Below are 16,535 nucleotides of genomic sequence, written 5' to 3' on the forward strand. Positions count from 1 at the left end.
CAATGGACTACGACCTCACGATAACGAAGTTCCTGGAGCGCGCCCGCGACCTCTTCGGCCACAAGGAGATCGTCACCGCGCTCCCGGACGGTAGCACGCACCGCTACACGTATGGCGACGCCTACGAGCGCATCAGTCAGCTCGCACACGCACTGGACGACTACGGGATGGCGGCCGGCGACCGGTCGGGCGTGATGGCGGTCAATCACTACCGTCACTACGAGCTCTACTTCGGGCCGTCGTGCAGCGAGCGCAGCATCCACATGGTGAATCACCGACTGCCGGAACACCACCTCGTCGAAATCATCGAGGAGGCCCAAGACCGACTGATGTTCGTCGACCCGCAGTTCGTGGGCGTTCTCGAATCCATCGCAGACGACCTCGACACCGTCGAGCAGTACGTGATTCTCGGTGATCGAACCGATGTGCCGGACACGTCCCTGGAGCCGGTCACCGACTACGAATCGTTCATCGACGGCTACGAGACCGACTACGAGTGGCCCACCATCGACGAGGACACCGAGAGCGCGCTCTGCTACACGTCCGGCACCACCGGTCTGCCAAAGGGTGTCCAATACACGCATCGTGGCCAGTTCCTGCACACGCTGATGCACAGCCACGTCGACGTGTTCAGCGTCAGTGAGACCGATACGGTGATGCCGGTGGTGCCGATGTTCCACGTCAACGGCTGGGGGCTCCCGTACACGACCACGTTTACCGGCGCGAAAATCGTGCTCCCGGGCCAGCGGACCGACCCGGACGAACTCATTCCGTTGATAAACGAGGAGGCGGTCACCGTCGCGGCCGCGGTTCCTACCGTCTGGATGGAGGTCGACCGCGTTATCGAGGACTCCGGCGGCCCCGGAGCGGACGTGCTGGACTCGCTACAGGACGTGCTCATCGGCGGGAGTTCTCCGCCGGAGTCGCTCATCCGGAAGTTCGACGAGGTCTACGACGCACCCATCAGTCAGGGATACGGGATGACGGAGGCCTCGCCCCACCTTGCGAACACCCTGATGACGACGGAGGTACGGGAACTGCCCGAGGAAGAACAAGATCGCATTCGGATGAAAGCGGGGATCCCAGCGCCGGGCGTCCAGATTCGGCTCCGCGACGAGGGCGGGCAATCGGTGCCACACGACGGCGAGACGCCCGGCGAAGTGCAGGCGCGGGCCCCGTGGCTCGCCGGCGATTACTACCAGCGTCCGGACGCGACGAGTGCTTCGTTCACGCAGGACGGGTGGTTCCGGAGCGGTGACGTCGCCACCATCGACGAGTACGGCAACCTCGACGTGGTCGACCGCCTCGATGATGTCATCAAGAGCGGCGGCGAGTGGATCTCCAGCATCGAACTGGAGAACGCGATCATCGGCCACGACGGTATCGAGGAAGCCACTGTCATCGGCGTCCCCCACGACAAGTGGCAAGAGCGCCCGGTGGCGTACGTCGTTGCAGCGGACGACGTGACTGCCGAGGACCTCCGGGACTACTTGCTCGCGGAGTTCCCGAAGTGGTGGCTACCGGACCGCTTCGAGTTCATCGACGAGGTGCCGAAGACGACTACTGGGAAGTACAACAAGCAACGGCTCGTCGAGCGCTTCGAGTCGGAGTACGGATTGCTGCCCGTCGAGGAGTAGCACGGCGACGCAAGCGCCGCGTGGCGGGGTTAGAACTGGAAGTCGTCGTCGCCGTCGAGGTAATCGAAGAGGTCGGGACTGGCGCCGAACTCAAGGACGTTCGTCATCACGCTTGTGCGGACGTTCAGCACCGTCTTGCCGTGGTTCTTGTAGAACTCGTGGAGCCAGCGCTCGCCGTGTTCGCGTGTCGGAAAGAGCATGATGGACTTCCACTGGTACTCACCGTCCGACAGGAAGTACATGAGTGTGTGTTCGTCGTCGCGGATGTACTCCATCGTTTCGCGCCACGTGTCCGCGAAATACTCGGGGTTGAACTTGAATTCGAACAGCTCGAATATGAAATACTCCTCGTTAGGAACGATGGCTTCCCGGAACACGCCCGCCTCACGCATATTCCGGATGGACTCGTTGACAGTGACATACGAGACGTCGATACCGTACTCGTCTTCGAGGATCTCGGCGAGGTCTCGGGAGGAGATGCTAGAGTTTTTCGCAAGCTCTCGGAGGATGTAGACGTCCCGATCCTTGAAATCGTACGCCGGCGTATCTTTTACCATACACACGTCTACCCGGGTAACAATGTTAAGATTCAGGAATCCGATATCGTCGGTCGGTTGGACCGTGGAATCGCCGAACACGGGGTAGTAGTGCCGAATCTTCGGGAATTCACAATCTCTCGGTGTCGACGGAGCGTTACGCAGTTCGCTTTGCCCCGAGTAGACCGGTGGCGCGTAGGGACACGTGACCGGTTATGAACGAACGCCCGCGTTGCTAACCGACTCACTCTTCGCTCTCGAACGGATTCTCGGGTAACCGCGGCCACAGGAATCTACTCACCCAGGCCATGTACGGTGAACAGAGTGTCACGATGATGCCGGTGAACAGAAATCCGACGGCATTGGCAAAATATATCCTCACCGGGAGTGCCGATTCGCCAAAGAGTTCGAGGACGAAGCCCAGATAGACCGAGAACAGAACGGCGCTGGTGAGAAGCATAATGAAGCCAAAGAGCGCAAACGCCCCTGGACCAGTCCGAGAGTGCTTCTGTAACAGGTCCCAGATGTCACCGTAGAATCGTCGGACAGCCATGGTGGTCTCTGTGTGACCTGGGTCGTGGACATCGACATCCCAGGCGTAGGTGGTCTGGTCGTCGCGACGGTCGAGCCACTCGCTCATCTCGCCGATGTGGTTGCTGATGGTCGTCGTTGAGCAGTCAAGTCGCTCGGCGAGTTCCTGCTGGGTGTACTGCCGGTCCGGGTTGGAGTACAGCAACTCGGCAATCGCGAAGAACCGGTCTCCTTTCGCTTCGAATTCCTCGGTAAACTCCGACGGGATCCGGGCCATACGGCTCCGTTAGATAACATGGTAAATAAAGGTCGGAGCTATGGGTTGACGACGATACAGGGGGTCCCTTGATAACTGTAAACCCCTGATAGAGGTTTCATAAACGGTGTCTGCGGTTTTTTACCCCTGCTATCGTCACCAACGGTGTCGATGGTAATTGACGAAGACAGTGCAGGCCACTGCACATTGTTGCAGAAGACATCGCGTACTGATCAGGGCCGGCAGCGAAGGCAGCTAGACGGTCGGGGCGTGCTCGGAACGGTCACTGCAGTCACCCTTGCAGGTCCGCTGGCGACGGCAGCGGTGGATATTCAGTCTCGCCTGGCCACCGCAAATCTCTCACAGGTAACAGGCATCCTTCTCGCAGGATTGATTGTCATCATGGTTGCGGCCGCAGCGGTGGGGGGCGCGTGATATCGACATGGCCGGACACAATCCCTGGGACACACTCTGTGAGTGTCTCAAAGCGAAACCCCGTCGCCGGATATTGACCGGCATCGCTGCCAGGGAACCGATGGAGAGGGTCCACTTTACCGCGGTTCGCGGCGACGAGTCCGATCCCGGGACACCGATTCACGCCGAGTATGTCCACCACCACCTCCCGAAGTTGGCCGAAGCGGGCTACATTGTCTGGGATGACCAGACCTACGAAATCAGTCAGGGGCCGCGGTTCGCCGAGATCGAACCGTTTCTCGAGTTAGTCCAGACCCACAGTGACCGGCTGCCGGATGGCTGGGTGTAACGTCTCGATGGAGCGTACTGCGGTGACAGCGTGGTTGTCTATCGTCGGCGCTCTCCATAGAAGGGTCACGTACAGGCAGCGACGGGCCACACAGTCTCCAGTACAGAGTGTTCTGCCGTGGGACGTTTTCCAGATCGGGACGCTCTATCTCGGCTGGACAGGCCAGCAGTGGCAGTGGATGTTCACGACAGCGTCGTTCCCGGCGCTGTCACCGGGGCTCGTTTTCGCGATCGTCTCACACGTACCGCCGCCGAACGTGACGCATCTACCCGGAAACGTCGCTGGGTGTTCGCCAGCGAGAGCGAGCAGTACATGAGTGGTGCCGAGGTACTGTCTTTCTTCGTCGCGACGGCGCTGTGCAGTGACGGCCAGTTCGGCCGTGACAGGACGGCGGCTCTCACGGACGGATGAGTGGGGCAATGCGAATTCCAAACGAGAGGGAACCCGGAGATTTTTCTGATAGCTGTTTGAGTAGTCAAGCATGGACGTATCAAACAGGATGAAAGAGGCGATTAAACAGGTCCGGCTTGCCCAGCAGGAGGTGGAGGATCCCGATGTTTCCGAGGATCTTGAGCGCAGTATAGAAGCGCTCGAAAACGCGTTGGAGTCACTCGAAGACAACGGTTGAGACTGTTGGACGTAACTTCAGTAAGGTTTTCGCCGTCCCGGCGTGGCGAAATTAGTCAAAGGCGTACGTCCGATGATATGAGTCATGTCGCGAAACGGTCCTACTATCGAATAGATCGCTCAAACCATAACCACGGGTCGATGAAGGGCTCTTAATTCGCTCGCCTGGCCGTTGGTGTCCCGGCAACGAGGCCGGGTGTGGGAGGCACGTCATTGAGCCGGTCTGTGCTTGGAGAGCTGAACTTGGATATCAGTTGGTTGTACGTCGAATCTGTCAATAGCGCTGTCGCTTGTTCGACGACTGAGGTGAGACCAGTGCTTTGATCCAACCGCCAGAGTTGCGCGTTGCCATCGAGCAGAGGAACGTCGTCGATCGGGCTTCCGGTGTCTCGATGAACAGGTCCATCAGCGAATCGACACCATCGTCGTACCGGATCTCGGAGACAAACTCCCGAATCTACGTTATTTCGGGCGGGGATAGGACAGTCAATTTCGGTTCCCGCTGTTCGCTTTCACCAGGGAGAGGTGGCGTATCTGCTGACACTCTAGTCATCGCCGTGGGCGGTTGTCGTAAGCAAGCGCAAAATACAGGCTTCTGCGGCAAGAATACACGGACATGAGTGATACGGCCGCTGATGACTCTCTCCCCTGGTTCGTCAAAGTCATTATCGCGATAACTCTGTTGGTAATCCTCTTTATTATCGGTATTGACCTGCTGGCGTTTGCCGAAGCCTGGTAGCTAAATCGCCAGTCTGATACCGTGTCACCAGTCGCTGCTTTCGTTGCACGGTTGTCAGTCGTCAAGGGTAGACCTATGAATTTTACTTACCAGTAGACACGACAGCACCACGACCTACCGGACTGGAATACACTAAGAGTGTACGGCCGTATCAGCTACAGCGGATCAAGAACAACGCGCTGATCACGCCCAAATAGCTTGACCGTCGACTCGATACCGTCGCGTCTGATGGTGTGAAACCGAGTTCTGCGGGGACTGCGCGTCAGGTGTATGTGGATTCCTGCGGGGTTTAGCTCCCTTTTGTCCTGTGACAAGGCTGGGTTACTGGCCGAGTGACAGCACCGGGAGCGCCCAATTGTGATAGATTAACCTTTAGGGTCGGTCGCTTGTCGATGACAGTCGAATAGTGGATATTGATTGTATTGCACAATAGAAAAGATATTGACCCTGGAGTACCACTTTCCTGTATGGACAAAAACATCGGTGCGACGGACAAGCGCGTCAGAATCGGAATCGGTGCCATCGCTGGACTCATCTCTATCGGGGTGCTGGCGGGCGCACTCCCGCTCCCGCTACTGGTTGCTCCCGTTCTTGGACTCGGTGCAGTGATACTACTCGTGACGGGGCTGACGGGATTCTGTGGCCTCTACTCGGTGCTCGGTATAGATACCTGTCCCTCCGGCACCCGGTGACGATCCGTCGGTCTCCGCGCCGTAAGTGACGCTACTCTTCCTGAAACCACGTTTAATAGAGGCGACTGCCGGACCGATTCGGTCCGTCTCTGTGTAGGCCGGGACGATGACCGTAGCCGCGAAAATCGACCCTCAGCGGTCCTTCACCGCGCGGCCCAGCGACTGGACGATAGCGAGCGCGTATCTGACGCCTGTGAGGAACTCGCCCTCCCACAGGCCCTTCCAGATGTCGTGGCGGTCTACCGGTCCGTTCGCGTCGGCCTTGCCCAGCGCTCGAAGCAGGACCTGAATCCCACGGCGGGTGTCTTCCTTGGCCGCGGAGTCAGCGAGCTCGCCCAGCGAGGAGCCGGTCCGGGCCAGCGAAGCGACCATCTCGTCGTCCATCGCAGCGGTCCCGAGCTCGGCTACCTCCACCAGTTCGTTGACCGTATCGAGATTCCGAACGAACGTGGCGAAGGCCTCCGGGTTCTCCTCAATCACGGCGGTCAGTTCCTCGGTCGGTAGCTGTTGTTCACTCATTTTGATCCCCTCAGAGCAGCCCCCGCGCAGTAAGCCAGTACGACTCGTTGTAGGCGAGCTTCGACCAGTGCATGGCCTGGGTCGGCTCACTCGGCTCCGGCGGGTTTTTGTAGTCGAATTCGACGAACGTCGCGTTGTCCATCCCGGTCTCGATGAAACAGACGGTTTTGCCACCGTAGACTGCCGTCGCCGGCTGGCCACGGACCTCGCTCGCCAGGCGCTAGCCGACGACGTTCGCCTGGTAATGTGCGGCGCTACCGGCTTTTGGCACCCCGGTCTGTGCGGCGTCCCCGATGGCGTAGATGTCGTCGAAATCGGTCGCTTCCAGCGTGTGCTGGTCAACGTCAACCCAGCCGCGGTCGCCGAGTCCAGCCGTTTCGATCAAGTCGCTGCCGGTGTGAGGCGGGATCGCGACGAGGAGGTCGTAGTCCAGCTCCGTCCCCTCCATCGACGTGATTGTCTCGGCTTCGGGGTCGACGGACTCGGCGTTGAACATCGTCTCAACGCCGATATCTTGCTCGCGGAGTCGCGGGTCGGCCCACTCGGCGATGTGTTCGTTCCCGTGGACCCGCATGATGGGGTAAGTGTAGGTGATGTCGAACGCGTCCCGGCGACCCCGTTCTCGGAGCCAGTCGTCGACCATGAAAGTGAACTCCAGCGGTGCCGCCGGACACATGTGCGGCGTGCCGATGACGCTCAGGACGATATGGCCGCCGTCCATCGTCAGGAACTCGTCACGGAGGGCCTGCGCACCGTCTTCCCCGTAGAAGTGGTGACCGCCCTCGGCGAGTCCCGGAACCCGGTCCGGGTCGAGCTGTGAGCCCGTCGCGATGACGAGTTTGTCGTACTCGAACCGCTCGACAGTGTCGACGAGTTCGAGCTGGTGGCGCTCGTGGTCGATGTCGTAGACACATTCCTGCCGGATATCCACACGGTCGTCGACGACCTCGCGCAGTGGACGCTTGCCGTCCGCGGGTTCCCGCTGGCCGAACGCGACGTACAACCACACCGGCTTGTAGACGTGGTCCTCGCCGTCGTTGAACAGCGTGATTTCGACCTCGCCAGCGGTTATCTCCGTATCGAGTTTTTCCGCGAGTGTGTTCGATAGTACGGTGCCACCGGTACCGCCGCCGATGATTGCGATGCGTTCGGTCATAGCTTCTTCACGTAAATTCTGGTATGGTCGCCTTCGTCCGAGATGTCGATGACCTCGTTGCCGGACTCGTCGGCCCACTCTCGGACCTCTGTCGGCGACTTCTCGGCGTCGCTCAGCAGGGCGATAACGGAGCCGGTGTCGGCAGTCCGGACCTCGGAGATGAGGTCCATTAGCGGACCCGGACAGGTTGCGCCCCGAGCGTCGACGGTCGTGTCTGCCTCGGTGTGACTCTGCTCAGTGGTCATGCTTTCTCGTCTGGACGTAGGCAGGCCGTCCAGTTAATAATGTATGGTTGTTCCAAGACTCTGAGAACCCAGTGTCTACAGGCGCGTCACCACGTTCGGGCGACCGGCCAGCGGTATGCCGATTCCATCCACCAGCTCCGAATAACTGTAACGACTGTTATCGACTGTCAGGCTGAGGACGATATCATCGGATTGACCGCGTGCATTAGCGAACTGATCGACTCGACAGGCTGGTCGGTTAGGACGGATTGGAGGGCGTCTTCACCAAAACGGGTGAGCCCCCTGTAGCAGTGAGTGGATTGGATTAACAGTAAAACGCCAAGAGGGGTGCAACAGCGTATCGACGGTGCAGAGTCCCCAGCAAACTTTCTGGGGCGCCACCATACTAATGAATTGACCGACTTTTTAGTCCGTAGTAAGCATTCGATGAGTGGCTATCAGGCTCATCAACTTTCTTTTTGAGTGTTTCAGTTCCGACTGGGGACTTTTTATATCTAGACTTGGTTTTTCATATGTATTATACGAATTATCTCGTCTCATAAACAGAGGATATTGTATTTGGCATGTAAAAATCTAAATTCTAGAATACATAGCTAACTGATCCGTAGCAGGCCCGAATCTGACTGTAGTAAATTTGTCGCTCGATATTGGTGTGATTTAGTGCCCGAATGTTTATCAGGAGAGGTATAGAACTGTTTCACGTATGCAACTCGACCTCACAGATAAGACTGCGCTTGTCACCGGCTCGGGCAGAGGCATGGGCAAAGCGACGGCGAAGGAACTCGCGGAGAACGGCGCGGACATCGTCGTCAACGACATCGACGACGCAGTCGCCGAGGAGACGGCGGCTGAAATCGCCGAGCTCGGCGTCGACACCATCGGACTGCCTGCGGACGTGAGCGACGAGGCGGCCGTCGAAGCGATGGTCGAAACCGCAACAACAGAACTCGGTCAGATCGACATCCTCGTGAACAACGCGGGCGTCGGCGACGCGGGTCCTTTCCTCGACGACCAGTACGACGACACCTTCGAGTTGAACCTCGACGTACACCTCCACGGGGCGCTGAACTGCACACGGGCGGTCGTCGATGGAATGGTCGAAGAGGGGTACGGAAAGATAGTGAACTTCACGTCAATTCACACCAAAAACGGCGTCGGCATGTCGCCAGCATATGACGTCGGAAAGTTCAGTCTGCTCGGCCTCACAAAGAGCCTCGCGCTCGAACTCGGTCGTGAAGGCGTCCGCGTCAACGCCGTCGCCCCGGGCTGGGCGAACACTAGGATGGTCGAAGGCTTCAGCGATGCCGTCACCGAACAGATCATCGACAACAACCCGCTGGGACGGTTCGCGGAACCCGAAGACGTAGCACAGGCCGTCACCTTCCTGGCCGCCCCGGCTAGCGACTACATCAACGGCCACGAACTCCGCGTCGACGGCGGCCAGGTCCCCATCGATAGCTGGCGACTGGACACTCGATAGTGTCACGGCGAGACAGCAAGGCAGTGCCCTAATTTTTTATATACCTCCCGATGTAACGCTGTGTATGGATTCGTTAGCAGAAATGCGTGTACCGGTTGGGCTCGGAACGACAGGCGTAGGTACCCGTCAGCGGATACTACAGCGTTCAGACGGTACTTGGCCACGCAATCACTCTGCCGAGATTCGGCCGACTCTTTCGGCAAAGGCTCGTATCGAAGAGGCCGTCGCGGGAACGATTCGAAGACGCACGAGAGCGGTCTCAGGTTGTGACACGAATGGCGAATAGGTATCCGGATTCCCAGACACGTGAGGCAGTGGAGTCGTGCCGGGAGCAGCTCCCATCCAGCCCAAGCGGTGGAGACGTGGTGTTTGGCTTCGACGGGTACGTCGACAACGTCCGACGGGCGGGGACGAACGCCGGCGCGGCGGACAGCGACCGCATCAGGACGCTGCGCGAGTTCGGCGAGGAGATAGTGACATCGGCGGCCGCCGATAGCTCGCTGTCCATCTCCTGGGAGCGCCACGGCCAGCGGACCGGCGGACACGTCAGCCACCTGTCTCGCGCGTACCAGACGCTCGGCTTCGATCCGACGCTCGTGGGGATGTGCGGAGATCCGGTTCGCGATATCTTCGAGCAGGAGTTCGAAGCCTGTACCCTGTATTCGCTGGGTGATCCGGGGATCACCGACGCGATCGAGTTCGACGACGGGAAGCTCATGCTGATGGAGAACGGCGGCGCTGCGACGCTGGACTGGGAGACTATCCGGTCACGGGTCGGCGTCGAGACGCTCGTCGACGAACTCGACGGGGCGAAGCTCCTCGGTATCGGCTACTGGGCGGTGATGCCCGAGATGGCGGGCATCCTCGATGGCCTCCGCGAGACGGTCTTTCCGGAGCTTGTAGACCCACCGGAGCGCGTCCTCCTCGACCCGGCGAACATCCGGGAACTCGACCGCGAGATACTGAAATCGATCGTCGCGGCGACGGGCCGCCTCGCCGAGGTGGTGGACGTGACGGTCTCGGCGAACCGCTACGAGACCAAAGAACTCGCGGCTGCACTCGGTGCGCACGCGAGTGATGAACTCGTATCGGACGCCCGCGCTGCGTTCGACTCCCTTGCCGTCGACCGGTTCGTCGGGCACAGCGTGAACGAGTCCGTGGTCATAAGCGATGACGGAACGACGAACATACGCGTCGCGCCAGTCGAATCGCCGGAGTTGACCACCAGTGCCGGCGACCACTTCAATGCAGGGCTCTCTCTCGGTCTCGTCGAGGGAATGGGGGACGGGGAGGCCGTCGTACTGGGCAACGCACTCGCCCGTGAGTTCGTCAGGACAGGAGAGACACCGTCCTACGACGACGTTGTCTCGGCCATCACTACCTACGATACACAGTTCGAGTAGGACACTGGACCGAATTTTGATTCGAGCCTCCAACCGTTCCCGACGACGGTGGCGTGGTGGGCGAACCCAATAACGAGATATCAGTCCCAGGGCATCGCGAGTTCGCCGTCCTCGTCGAACTGCCACGGTCTGTCTTCGTGGACGTTGACGTCGTCCCGATCAGCGAGTTCCTCGGCGACCGGTTCGGACACCCATAGCTCTCCGGGTTCCATCGTGCTCTCGATGTGGGCGATCCGGAGGTCGCTAGCGCTGGCGACGCCGGTCATCGACGCGGAGAGGATGAACGCCGTCGTGTCGCTGGGAACGACGAAGGGGAGTTTCGCCCGGTTGGTCTCGCCGCTGGTCACAATGTTGACGTACGTGTCCTCGAATTCGACGGTGGAGGCGAGGTCCCTGTGGACGAGGTCGGCAAGGCCCATCCCGAGGGCGTTGCCGTGCGAGGCCGGCGTCAGCGACCGGACGTAGACCCGGGTGATGGCTGGGGTGTCGACCTCCGCCTGGTTGTGGAACCGCACCCGGCCGATGACGTTCGTATCGAGCCCGGTACCGCTGATCTCTTTGCCCATGGCGTCGACCACGAGCAGATCGAGGTCCTCGACCGGGAGTTCGGGGAAGAACTCTTTCGACCGTCTCAACAGCTCCGGCTCCGTCTCCAAAAGCTCCGAAGCGGGGACGCCGTGAATCTCGGCGGCCTGCTCGTCGGCATTTTCGATGATGCCCACACCGCCGACGATGGGCGTCTCCTCGACGAGGATGCCGGCCCACTCCGGGATGACCTCGTGGAACCCGCGTTCGAGTGCCGCGTTGTGCATGTTGTCGGCCCCGCGCTGTTTGCCCAGTCCGACGACGGCCATCTTACAGAGGCCGCTCTCGACGTCGCCCCGGAAGTCGGTGTGCAGTTTGATCCGGTTGACGAGCAGGACGGCGTCGGCGTCGAGCGCGTCGTCGGCCGCGTACACCGGCCGGCCGGTCGAGTCGGTGCTCACCTGTTCGACGTCGAGCGAAGAGCGGATCTCACAGCCGAGCTGGTCGGGCGTGATACCGAGCGTGGCGAGCGTCTCGCGCTGACCCTCGGGGGTCGCGCCCCCGTGGCTACCCATCGCGGGGAAGACGAACGGTTCGAGCCCGCGCGATTGGAGTTCCGAAACGACGGCTTCGAGGACCGCCGGGAGGACGTCGATGCCCCTGCTGCCGGCGGTAATTCCGACGCTACTCCCCGGTTCGAGGTCGGCGAGTTCGGGGATGTCGTCGACAGCATCAATCGCGGCCGCCGTAACGTCCGGGACGGTCGGGGTGTCTCGAATACAACTGACGCGGTATGCACGGGGGAGATCAGACACGTCGGCGTCGTTTGTCGCCTCCAAACGCTCTCGGCCCGGAAACTCGAACTGCATAGATATGTCTACTAACTCCGATCTGATGCTTATATTTTGTCCCTCTCGTCGACGAGTCAGCGGCCGTGCGAATGTTTCTTTACACAGTGTCTCGGCATAGGTACTATGAACGGTTACATCTCAGTGCAGTGTATTCGCGGGCGCGAGGAGGGCCGACGATGACCCGATGTCTCGTCGTCGCAGACGACCTGACCGGGAGCTGTGACGCGGGCCACGAGTTCGCGGCGCGGGAATACGACACTCGGGTCCTGCTCTCCACACAGCCCGACGCGACGGCAGGGGGAGACGTCAGCGTGTACAACACCGAGTCGCGCTACGCGGAGCCCGCTGTCGCCGCCGAGCGCGTCCGAGCGGCCCTCGAAGACACCGACGAATCGATCGTCTTCAAGAAGATCGATTCGACCCTCCGCGGGAACGTCCGCGTCGAGGTGGACGCCACTACGCGGGCAGTCGAGCCCGCGCTCGTCGTCGTCGCGCCGGCGTTTCCAGATAACGGTCGGGTGACGGCGAGTGGGTATCATCTCGTCGACGGCCGGCTGGTGACCGAGTCACCACCCGGCCAGGACGAGGAGCGACCGCCGACACACGATTCGCTCCCGGCCGTCTTCGCGTCGAGTGAGTATCCCGTCGAGCACCTCGGCGTCGAGACCGTCGCGCGCGGCAGCGCCGCCGTGCGTGAGACCCTGGCGTCGCTGACCTCGACATCCGGGCCGGTCATCGTCACCTGCGACGCCGTCACGGACAGTCACCTCGCGTCAATCGCTACGGCGGCCGAGGCACTCGCCGAGCGGTGTCTGTACGTCGGAAGTGGCGGGCTCGCCAGACACATCGGCGTCCCCGGAACGCCGTCAGGAGCCGGAATCGACATAGATTCGACCCGGTCGGTCGTTGGCGTCTCGGGGAGCGTCGCACCGGAGACGCTCGAACAGATCGAGGCGGTCCCGAAAGACCGGCGACAGCACCTCGACCTCGAGACGGCAGTCACCGACCCGGCCGCGGCCGGGACTGATCTGGCGTCCCGCGGGCGCGCCGTCGCCGACGAACACGGGGGAGTGTTGCTCCACAGCGCCGACGCACGCAGCGACGTCGACCGGGCGATGGCGGCCGGTGAGCGGGCGGGCGTCGACGGGTCCACCGTCCGGCGTCGCGTCACGGACGCGCTTGCCCACGGCACCGCGACGGTCGTCGGCGACGGTCGAGCGTCGAATCTCTTTGTGACTGGTGGGGCGACCGCCCGGGCGGTCCTCGACGATCTCGACGCGACGGCGCTCCGCATGGCCGGCGAAGGTGTCGCCCCGGGGATACCACTTGCGACCGTCGAAGGGGGCGTCGCCGACGGAACGGCGGTCGTGACGAAAGCTGGCGGGTTCGGCGACCAGCAGGCAATAATTAAGTCACTCGGTCGACTGGGTCTTCGTGATGAGTGATCGAGCCCCTACCGTAGGCGTCACTATGGGTGACCCCGCGGGCATCGGAAGTGAAGTCATTGTCAAATCATACCCGACGCTCGTCGAGACGGCACACGTCGTCGTCATCGGCGACGCGTCCGTTTTGGAGGACGCGGTGGACCGGTTCGCCCCGACCCTTACTGTCCGCCGTATCGACTCACCGAGCGAGGCGGCTGCCGATCCCGAGACACTCCCGGTAATCGACCTCGACAACGTGTCTGTGCACGAATACGGCGAGCTTTCGGAAGCGAACGGCGCGGCGAGTCTCGAATACGTCGAGCGGGCGATCGAACTGGCACAGGCCGACGAGATCGACGCGATATCAACTGCCCCTATCAACAAACAGGCGACCCGGATGGCGGGCAGCGAGTACGCGGGCCACACCGGAATGCTCGCGGACTACACCGGCACCGACGACTACTCGATGATGCTCATCGAGGACGACCTGACGGTGACACACGTCAGTACGCACGTTCCGCTGCGGGAGGCCTGCGATCTCGAAGCCGACGACGTTGCGTCGACCATCGCCGTGACGGACGAGGCGCTGCGTGACCTCGGCATCGACGACCCGTCGGTCGCCGTCGCGGGGCTGAACCCCCACGCGAGCGACGGCGGCCTCCTCGGCGACGAGGAAGCGGCGGTCATCGAACCGGCGATCGACCGTGTCGCCGAGACTGGCGTCGACGTGACCGGTCCCCTCCCCCCGGACACGGTCTACGTTCGGGCCGCGTCGGGCGAGTTCGATTGCGTCGTCTCGATGTATCACGACCAGGGTCACATCCCGATCAAGATGCTCGGCTTCACCGGCGATGGCGACGCAGTGAGTGGCGTCAACGTCACCATCGGCCTCCCGATCATCCGGACGAGCGTGGACCACGGCACGGCCTTCGACATCGCCGGTGAGGGGGTCGCATCCGAACAGAGCATGATCGATGCGGTGTCGACGGCCGTCAGACTCGCCCGATAGAGGCAATTATCGCTTTTCCCTGGACGAACGTTGATACGTGCGTCACAGCACGGGTCCGGGACTGATTGTGAGCGCGTTGCCGCCGGGTTTGCGGCGGACCCATTTCAGACCGTGGATGCGATGAGGTACGGTGCGAGTCCGTCTTTGGATCCGCCCCGTGGCGGCGTGAATCACCGGCCGTTCAGACGTAGCGGCTCTGGCCGGCGCTGCCGGCAATCTCGGCCAGGTCCGCGTGGACGTCGGCGATGCGCTCTCTGATCTGTCGGTCCGCGACGCGCGGGTCGAAGCGGTCCTTGTTGGGCGACCAGTCGACGCCGTTGAAGAAGGTGTCGCGGTCGTCGTCGACACCCTCCGGCGGAACGATGTCCGTCGGTGCCTCGTTGTAGAGATCGAACGCGGTGCGGGTGTGCTCGTACTGGTAGCGAGTGTCCTTGTTCATTTTGCAGATACCGTGCCGGAGCATCTGCTGGAGCTGGTCGGGCTGGACGCCGGTGGAGCCATGCAGCACCAGCGGCGTGTCGAGCCCGTGGTCGGTCAGTGCCTCGCGGATGTCCCGTGCGAGGTCCGGGCGCAGTTCGAGGTCCTTCCCCTTGGCGACGCCGTGCTGGGTGCCGACGGAGATCGCGAGCAGGTCACAACCGGTTCGATCAACGAACTCGACGGCCTGCTCGGGGTCGGTATAAAAGGCGTCGTCGGATTCGATCTCGTCTTCGGCGCCCTTGATCTGCCCGAGCTCGGCCTCGACCAGGATGTTACCGTCGGCCTGCTCGGTCAACTCGACGACCTCGCGACTCTTCTCGACGTTCTCCTCGAAGGGCTCGTGGGAGGCGTCGATCATAATCGAGGACGGGATGTCGAGTTCCACCTGTTTCTCGATGGTCGCCAGATCCGTCTGGTGGTCCATGTTGAGGAAGACGCCGATGTCGTACTGCTCGGCGATCAGGTCGATGTAGTTGCCCATCGCCTCTAGCCCCGCGATAGGGTCGCCGTTCCCGGCGAACGTGCAGGCACCGCTGGCCATCTGCAACAGGAGGTCAGACTCGACGCGCGAAGCCCCTTCCATCAGCCCGATCACTGTGGTCGGCTCCGCGATGTTGCTCGCGACCAGGCCAAAGCCCGCTTCGAGTGCGTCGTCGTATACGTCCGAAAGCTCAGAACCGCCTTTGAATGGCATACGTTGTCACCGGATTAGAAACTGGCCGCGGATGGAATAAACCCACTCCCGAATTGCTTCACCGGACTCCGGATTCCGCCACCGCTGAACCACACTATCGCTGCCGTACCGAATCAGGGGCTCGGTGCCACAGCGCGGATCGCGTCCTCCGAACTACACCAGTGCGAAGGCACGGACCGAACACCCACCAGTCCCCTGGACGTTGAGCGGCGGGAAGAAGAAGTCCGCACGACGGCTGTCCGCACCGTCGAGCACCTGGTCGAGGTTCCGTAACTCCTCGATTGGGATGATCTCGTTTTCGAGCAGCGGGAGATGTGAGTCCGCCGGGTGAACGTCGGTCGACGGGTCGTGGGCTGGGACCTCGTCGTACCAGCCGCCGACGCTCGCTCCCTCGGTCCCGACCGCCTTCGGCTCCAGTGAGGCGATATACTCCGCGGCCTCACCGGTCAAATAGGGGAACTCGAAGAGGTACTCGGGCGTCTGGCCGTAGTACTCGTCCCAGCCGGTGTGGAGCATGAGGACGTCGTCGGGCTGAATCTCCGACTCGTAGGCCTCGATGTCGGCGCGGGTAATCGGCTCCTCCGGCTCTTTCGGCGTCAGGTCGATCACGACGCCCTCGCCCATGAACCGCTCGATGGAGAAGTCATCGAGTGTCTTCCCCTCGGGGATGAAGTGTGCTGGGGCGTCTATGTGGGTTGCCGTGTGGCTCCGCATCTCTAGTCGCTCCATCGTGAACCCGTCACGTGCGGCGATGGATGTCTGTTCGATTTCGACCGGCGGAAAGCTCGGCCACACTGGAATCTGCTCGCGGATCGGGTTGGACAGTTCAATGACTCTGTTTGAATCGAACATGATAGAACCGACAGGCCACGAAATCATAAACATTGTGCTCACGGGGAATTCCATGCGTCAGCAACAGAGGCGACCGTCAGGTCGCTTCTCACAGCGCCGTTGATTACACACGCGGC

General features: G+C 61.3%; 18 protein-coding genes and 1 pseudogene. 10 read left to right on the forward strand and 9 right to left on the reverse strand.

Translation table 11 applies throughout. The features are described 5' to 3' along the window. Window positions 1-2 precede the first annotated feature (2 nt). Complete coding sequence (locus ACY9XZ_RS15645; RefSeq protein WP_463457949.1) at window positions 3-1,637, forward strand: long-chain fatty acid--CoA ligase; 1,635 nt, start codon at window positions 3-5, stop codon at window positions 1,635-1,637. 29 nt (window positions 1,638-1,666) lie between these two features. Here the strand turns inward: ACY9XZ_RS15645 and ACY9XZ_RS15650 are convergent, their stop codons facing one another. Next, entirely contained in the window at window positions 1,667-2,194 is a 528-nt protein-coding gene (locus ACY9XZ_RS15650; protein WP_463457950.1) for a winged helix-turn-helix domain-containing protein, read from the reverse strand. 223 nt (window positions 2,195-2,417) lie between these two features. Beyond that, window positions 2,418-2,981: a helix-turn-helix domain-containing protein gene (locus tag ACY9XZ_RS15655; RefSeq protein WP_463457951.1), complete on the reverse strand. Its 564-nt coding sequence runs from the start codon at window positions 2,979-2,981 to the stop codon at window positions 2,418-2,420. Window positions 2,982-3,131: 150 nt separating this feature from the next. Here ACY9XZ_RS15655 and ACY9XZ_RS15660 point away from each other — a divergent pair, with 150 nt between their 5' ends. From ACY9XZ_RS15660 to ACY9XZ_RS15675, 4 genes are all read left to right on the forward strand, one after another. Then, window positions 3,132-3,395, forward strand: coding sequence for a hypothetical protein (locus ACY9XZ_RS15660; RefSeq protein WP_463457952.1), 264 nt, complete (start codon window positions 3,132-3,134; stop codon window positions 3,393-3,395). A gap of 7 nt (window positions 3,396-3,402) precedes the next feature. After that, window positions 3,403-3,723, forward strand: a complete 321-nt coding sequence (locus tag ACY9XZ_RS15665; protein WP_463457953.1) for a hypothetical protein — start codon at window positions 3,403-3,405, stop codon at window positions 3,721-3,723. A 174-nt stretch (window positions 3,724-3,897) separates the two neighbouring features. Next, window positions 3,898-4,134, forward strand: coding sequence for a hypothetical protein (locus tag ACY9XZ_RS15670; protein ID WP_463457954.1), 237 nt, complete (start codon window positions 3,898-3,900; stop codon window positions 4,132-4,134). Between the two features lie 70 nt (window positions 4,135-4,204). Beyond that, window positions 4,205-4,351: a hypothetical protein gene (locus ACY9XZ_RS15675; RefSeq protein ID WP_463457955.1), complete on the forward strand. Its 147-nt coding sequence runs from the start codon at window positions 4,205-4,207 to the stop codon at window positions 4,349-4,351. 273 nt (window positions 4,352-4,624) lie between these two features. On the opposite strand, the gene ACY9XZ_RS15680 is transcribed toward ACY9XZ_RS15675, so the two are convergent. After that, the gene (locus ACY9XZ_RS15680) at window positions 4,625-4,756 is read right to left on the reverse strand and encodes a hypothetical protein (protein WP_463457956.1); all 132 of its coding nucleotides are present in this window, start codon (window positions 4,754-4,756) and stop codon (window positions 4,625-4,627) included. Between the two features lie 800 nt (window positions 4,757-5,556). Between ACY9XZ_RS15680 and ACY9XZ_RS15685 the strand changes: the two genes are divergently transcribed. Beyond that, window positions 5,557-5,781, forward strand: coding sequence for a YgaP family membrane protein (locus tag ACY9XZ_RS15685; protein WP_463457957.1), 225 nt, complete (start codon window positions 5,557-5,559; stop codon window positions 5,779-5,781). Between the two features lie 132 nt (window positions 5,782-5,913). On the opposite strand, the gene ACY9XZ_RS15690 is transcribed toward ACY9XZ_RS15685, so the two are convergent. The 3 genes and pseudogenes from ACY9XZ_RS15690 to ACY9XZ_RS15700 form a co-directional block, all read right to left on the reverse strand. Then, window positions 5,914-6,300 (reverse strand): hypothetical protein, encoded by a 387-nt coding sequence (locus ACY9XZ_RS15690; RefSeq protein WP_463457958.1) that lies wholly within the window; start codon window positions 6,298-6,300, stop codon window positions 5,914-5,916. Window positions 6,301-6,310: 10 nt separating this feature from the next. Then, window positions 6,311-7,456 (reverse strand): annotated as a pseudogene (locus ACY9XZ_RS15695) (NAD(P)/FAD-dependent oxidoreductase). Then, on the reverse strand, window positions 7,453-7,701 hold the full coding sequence (locus tag ACY9XZ_RS15700) for a sulfurtransferase TusA family protein (protein ID WP_463457959.1): 249 nt from the start codon (window positions 7,699-7,701) through the stop codon (window positions 7,453-7,455). The pseudogene ACY9XZ_RS15695 and the gene ACY9XZ_RS15700 overlap by 4 nt, the downstream one beginning before the upstream one ends. Before the next feature lie 703 nt (window positions 7,702-8,404). Here ACY9XZ_RS15700 and ACY9XZ_RS15705 point away from each other — a divergent pair. Both ACY9XZ_RS15705 and ACY9XZ_RS15710 read left to right on the forward strand, forming a co-directional pair. Continuing rightward, window positions 8,405-9,181 (forward strand): SDR family NAD(P)-dependent oxidoreductase, encoded by a 777-nt coding sequence (locus ACY9XZ_RS15705; protein ID WP_463457960.1) that lies wholly within the window; start codon window positions 8,405-8,407, stop codon window positions 9,179-9,181. Between the two features lie 275 nt (window positions 9,182-9,456). Next, a complete protein-coding gene (locus ACY9XZ_RS15710; RefSeq protein ID WP_463457961.1) occupies window positions 9,457-10,584 on the forward strand; it encodes a PfkB family carbohydrate kinase in 1,128 nt (375 codons plus the stop codon). A gap of 80 nt (window positions 10,585-10,664) precedes the next feature. Here ACY9XZ_RS15710 and ACY9XZ_RS15715 read toward each other — a convergent pair whose 3' ends face one another. Beyond that, window positions 10,665-11,978 carry a nickel pincer cofactor-dependent isomerase, group 22 gene (locus ACY9XZ_RS15715; RefSeq protein WP_463457962.1) on the reverse strand — a complete coding sequence of 438 codons (1,314 nt, stop codon included), beginning with the start codon at window positions 11,976-11,978 and terminating at the stop codon, window positions 10,665-10,667. Window positions 11,979-12,136: 158 nt separating this feature from the next. Here ACY9XZ_RS15715 and ACY9XZ_RS15720 point away from each other — a divergent pair, with 158 nt between their 5' ends. Next, on the forward strand, window positions 12,137-13,405 hold the full coding sequence (locus ACY9XZ_RS15720; RefSeq protein ID WP_463457963.1) for a four-carbon acid sugar kinase family protein: 1,269 nt from the start codon (window positions 12,137-12,139) through the stop codon (window positions 13,403-13,405). After that, on the forward strand, window positions 13,398-14,393 hold the full coding sequence (gene pdxA / locus ACY9XZ_RS15725; protein ID WP_463457964.1) for a 4-hydroxythreonine-4-phosphate dehydrogenase PdxA: 996 nt from the start codon (window positions 13,398-13,400) through the stop codon (window positions 14,391-14,393). Before ACY9XZ_RS15720 ends, pdxA begins: the two co-directional genes overlap by 8 nt. A 181-nt stretch (window positions 14,394-14,574) precedes the next feature. On the opposite strand, the gene fba is transcribed toward pdxA, so the two are convergent. Then, entirely contained in the window at window positions 14,575-15,567 is a 993-nt protein-coding gene (fba, locus tag ACY9XZ_RS15730; protein WP_463457965.1) for a class II fructose-bisphosphate aldolase, read from the reverse strand. Between the two features lie 153 nt (window positions 15,568-15,720). Continuing rightward, on the reverse strand, window positions 15,721-16,419 hold the full coding sequence (locus tag ACY9XZ_RS15735; protein ID WP_463457966.1) for a cyclase family protein: 699 nt from the start codon (window positions 16,417-16,419) through the stop codon (window positions 15,721-15,723). Window positions 16,420-16,535: the final 116 nt, after the last annotated feature.

This window comes from Haloarcula sp. HT12 (assembly GCF_055271655.1).

Excerpts from the sequence above, each read along its gene's own strand:
- ACY9XZ_RS15645 (WP_463457949.1), top strand. The coding sequence starts at position 3 with ATGGACTACGACCTCACGATAACGAAGTTCCTGGAGCGCGCCCGCGAC.
- ACY9XZ_RS15650 (WP_463457950.1), bottom strand. The coding sequence starts at position 2,194 with ATGGTAAAAGATACGCCGGCGTACGATTTCAAGGATCGGGACGTCTAC.
- ACY9XZ_RS15655 (WP_463457951.1), bottom strand. The coding sequence starts at position 2,981 with ATGGCCCGGATCCCGTCGGAGTTTACCGAGGAATTCGAAGCGAAAGGA.
- ACY9XZ_RS15660 (WP_463457952.1), top strand. The coding sequence starts at position 3,132 with ATGGTAATTGACGAAGACAGTGCAGGCCACTGCACATTGTTGCAGAAG.
- ACY9XZ_RS15665 (WP_463457953.1), top strand. The coding sequence starts at position 3,403 with ATGGCCGGACACAATCCCTGGGACACACTCTGTGAGTGTCTCAAAGCG.
- ACY9XZ_RS15675 (WP_463457955.1), top strand. The coding sequence starts at position 4,205 with ATGGACGTATCAAACAGGATGAAAGAGGCGATTAAACAGGTCCGGCTT.
- ACY9XZ_RS15680 (WP_463457956.1), bottom strand. The coding sequence starts at position 4,756 with ATGGACCTGTTCATCGAGACACCGGAAGCCCGATCGACGACGTTCCTC.
- ACY9XZ_RS15685 (WP_463457957.1), top strand. The coding sequence starts at position 5,557 with ATGGACAAAAACATCGGTGCGACGGACAAGCGCGTCAGAATCGGAATC.
- ACY9XZ_RS15690 (WP_463457958.1), bottom strand. The coding sequence starts at position 6,300 with ATGAGTGAACAACAGCTACCGACCGAGGAACTGACCGCCGTGATTGAG.
- ACY9XZ_RS15700 (WP_463457959.1), bottom strand. The coding sequence starts at position 7,701 with ATGACCACTGAGCAGAGTCACACCGAGGCAGACACGACCGTCGACGCT.
- ACY9XZ_RS15705 (WP_463457960.1), top strand. The coding sequence starts at position 8,405 with ATGCAACTCGACCTCACAGATAAGACTGCGCTTGTCACCGGCTCGGGC.
- ACY9XZ_RS15710 (WP_463457961.1), top strand. The coding sequence starts at position 9,457 with ATGGCGAATAGGTATCCGGATTCCCAGACACGTGAGGCAGTGGAGTCG.
- ACY9XZ_RS15715 (WP_463457962.1), bottom strand. The coding sequence starts at position 11,978 with ATGCAGTTCGAGTTTCCGGGCCGAGAGCGTTTGGAGGCGACAAACGAC.
- ACY9XZ_RS15720 (WP_463457963.1), top strand. The coding sequence starts at position 12,137 with ATGACCCGATGTCTCGTCGTCGCAGACGACCTGACCGGGAGCTGTGAC.
- pdxA (WP_463457964.1), top strand. The coding sequence starts at position 13,398 with ATGAGTGATCGAGCCCCTACCGTAGGCGTCACTATGGGTGACCCCGCG.
- fba (WP_463457965.1), bottom strand. The coding sequence starts at position 15,567 with ATGCCATTCAAAGGCGGTTCTGAGCTTTCGGACGTATACGACGACGCA.
- ACY9XZ_RS15735 (WP_463457966.1), bottom strand. The coding sequence starts at position 16,419 with ATGTTCGATTCAAACAGAGTCATTGAACTGTCCAACCCGATCCGCGAG.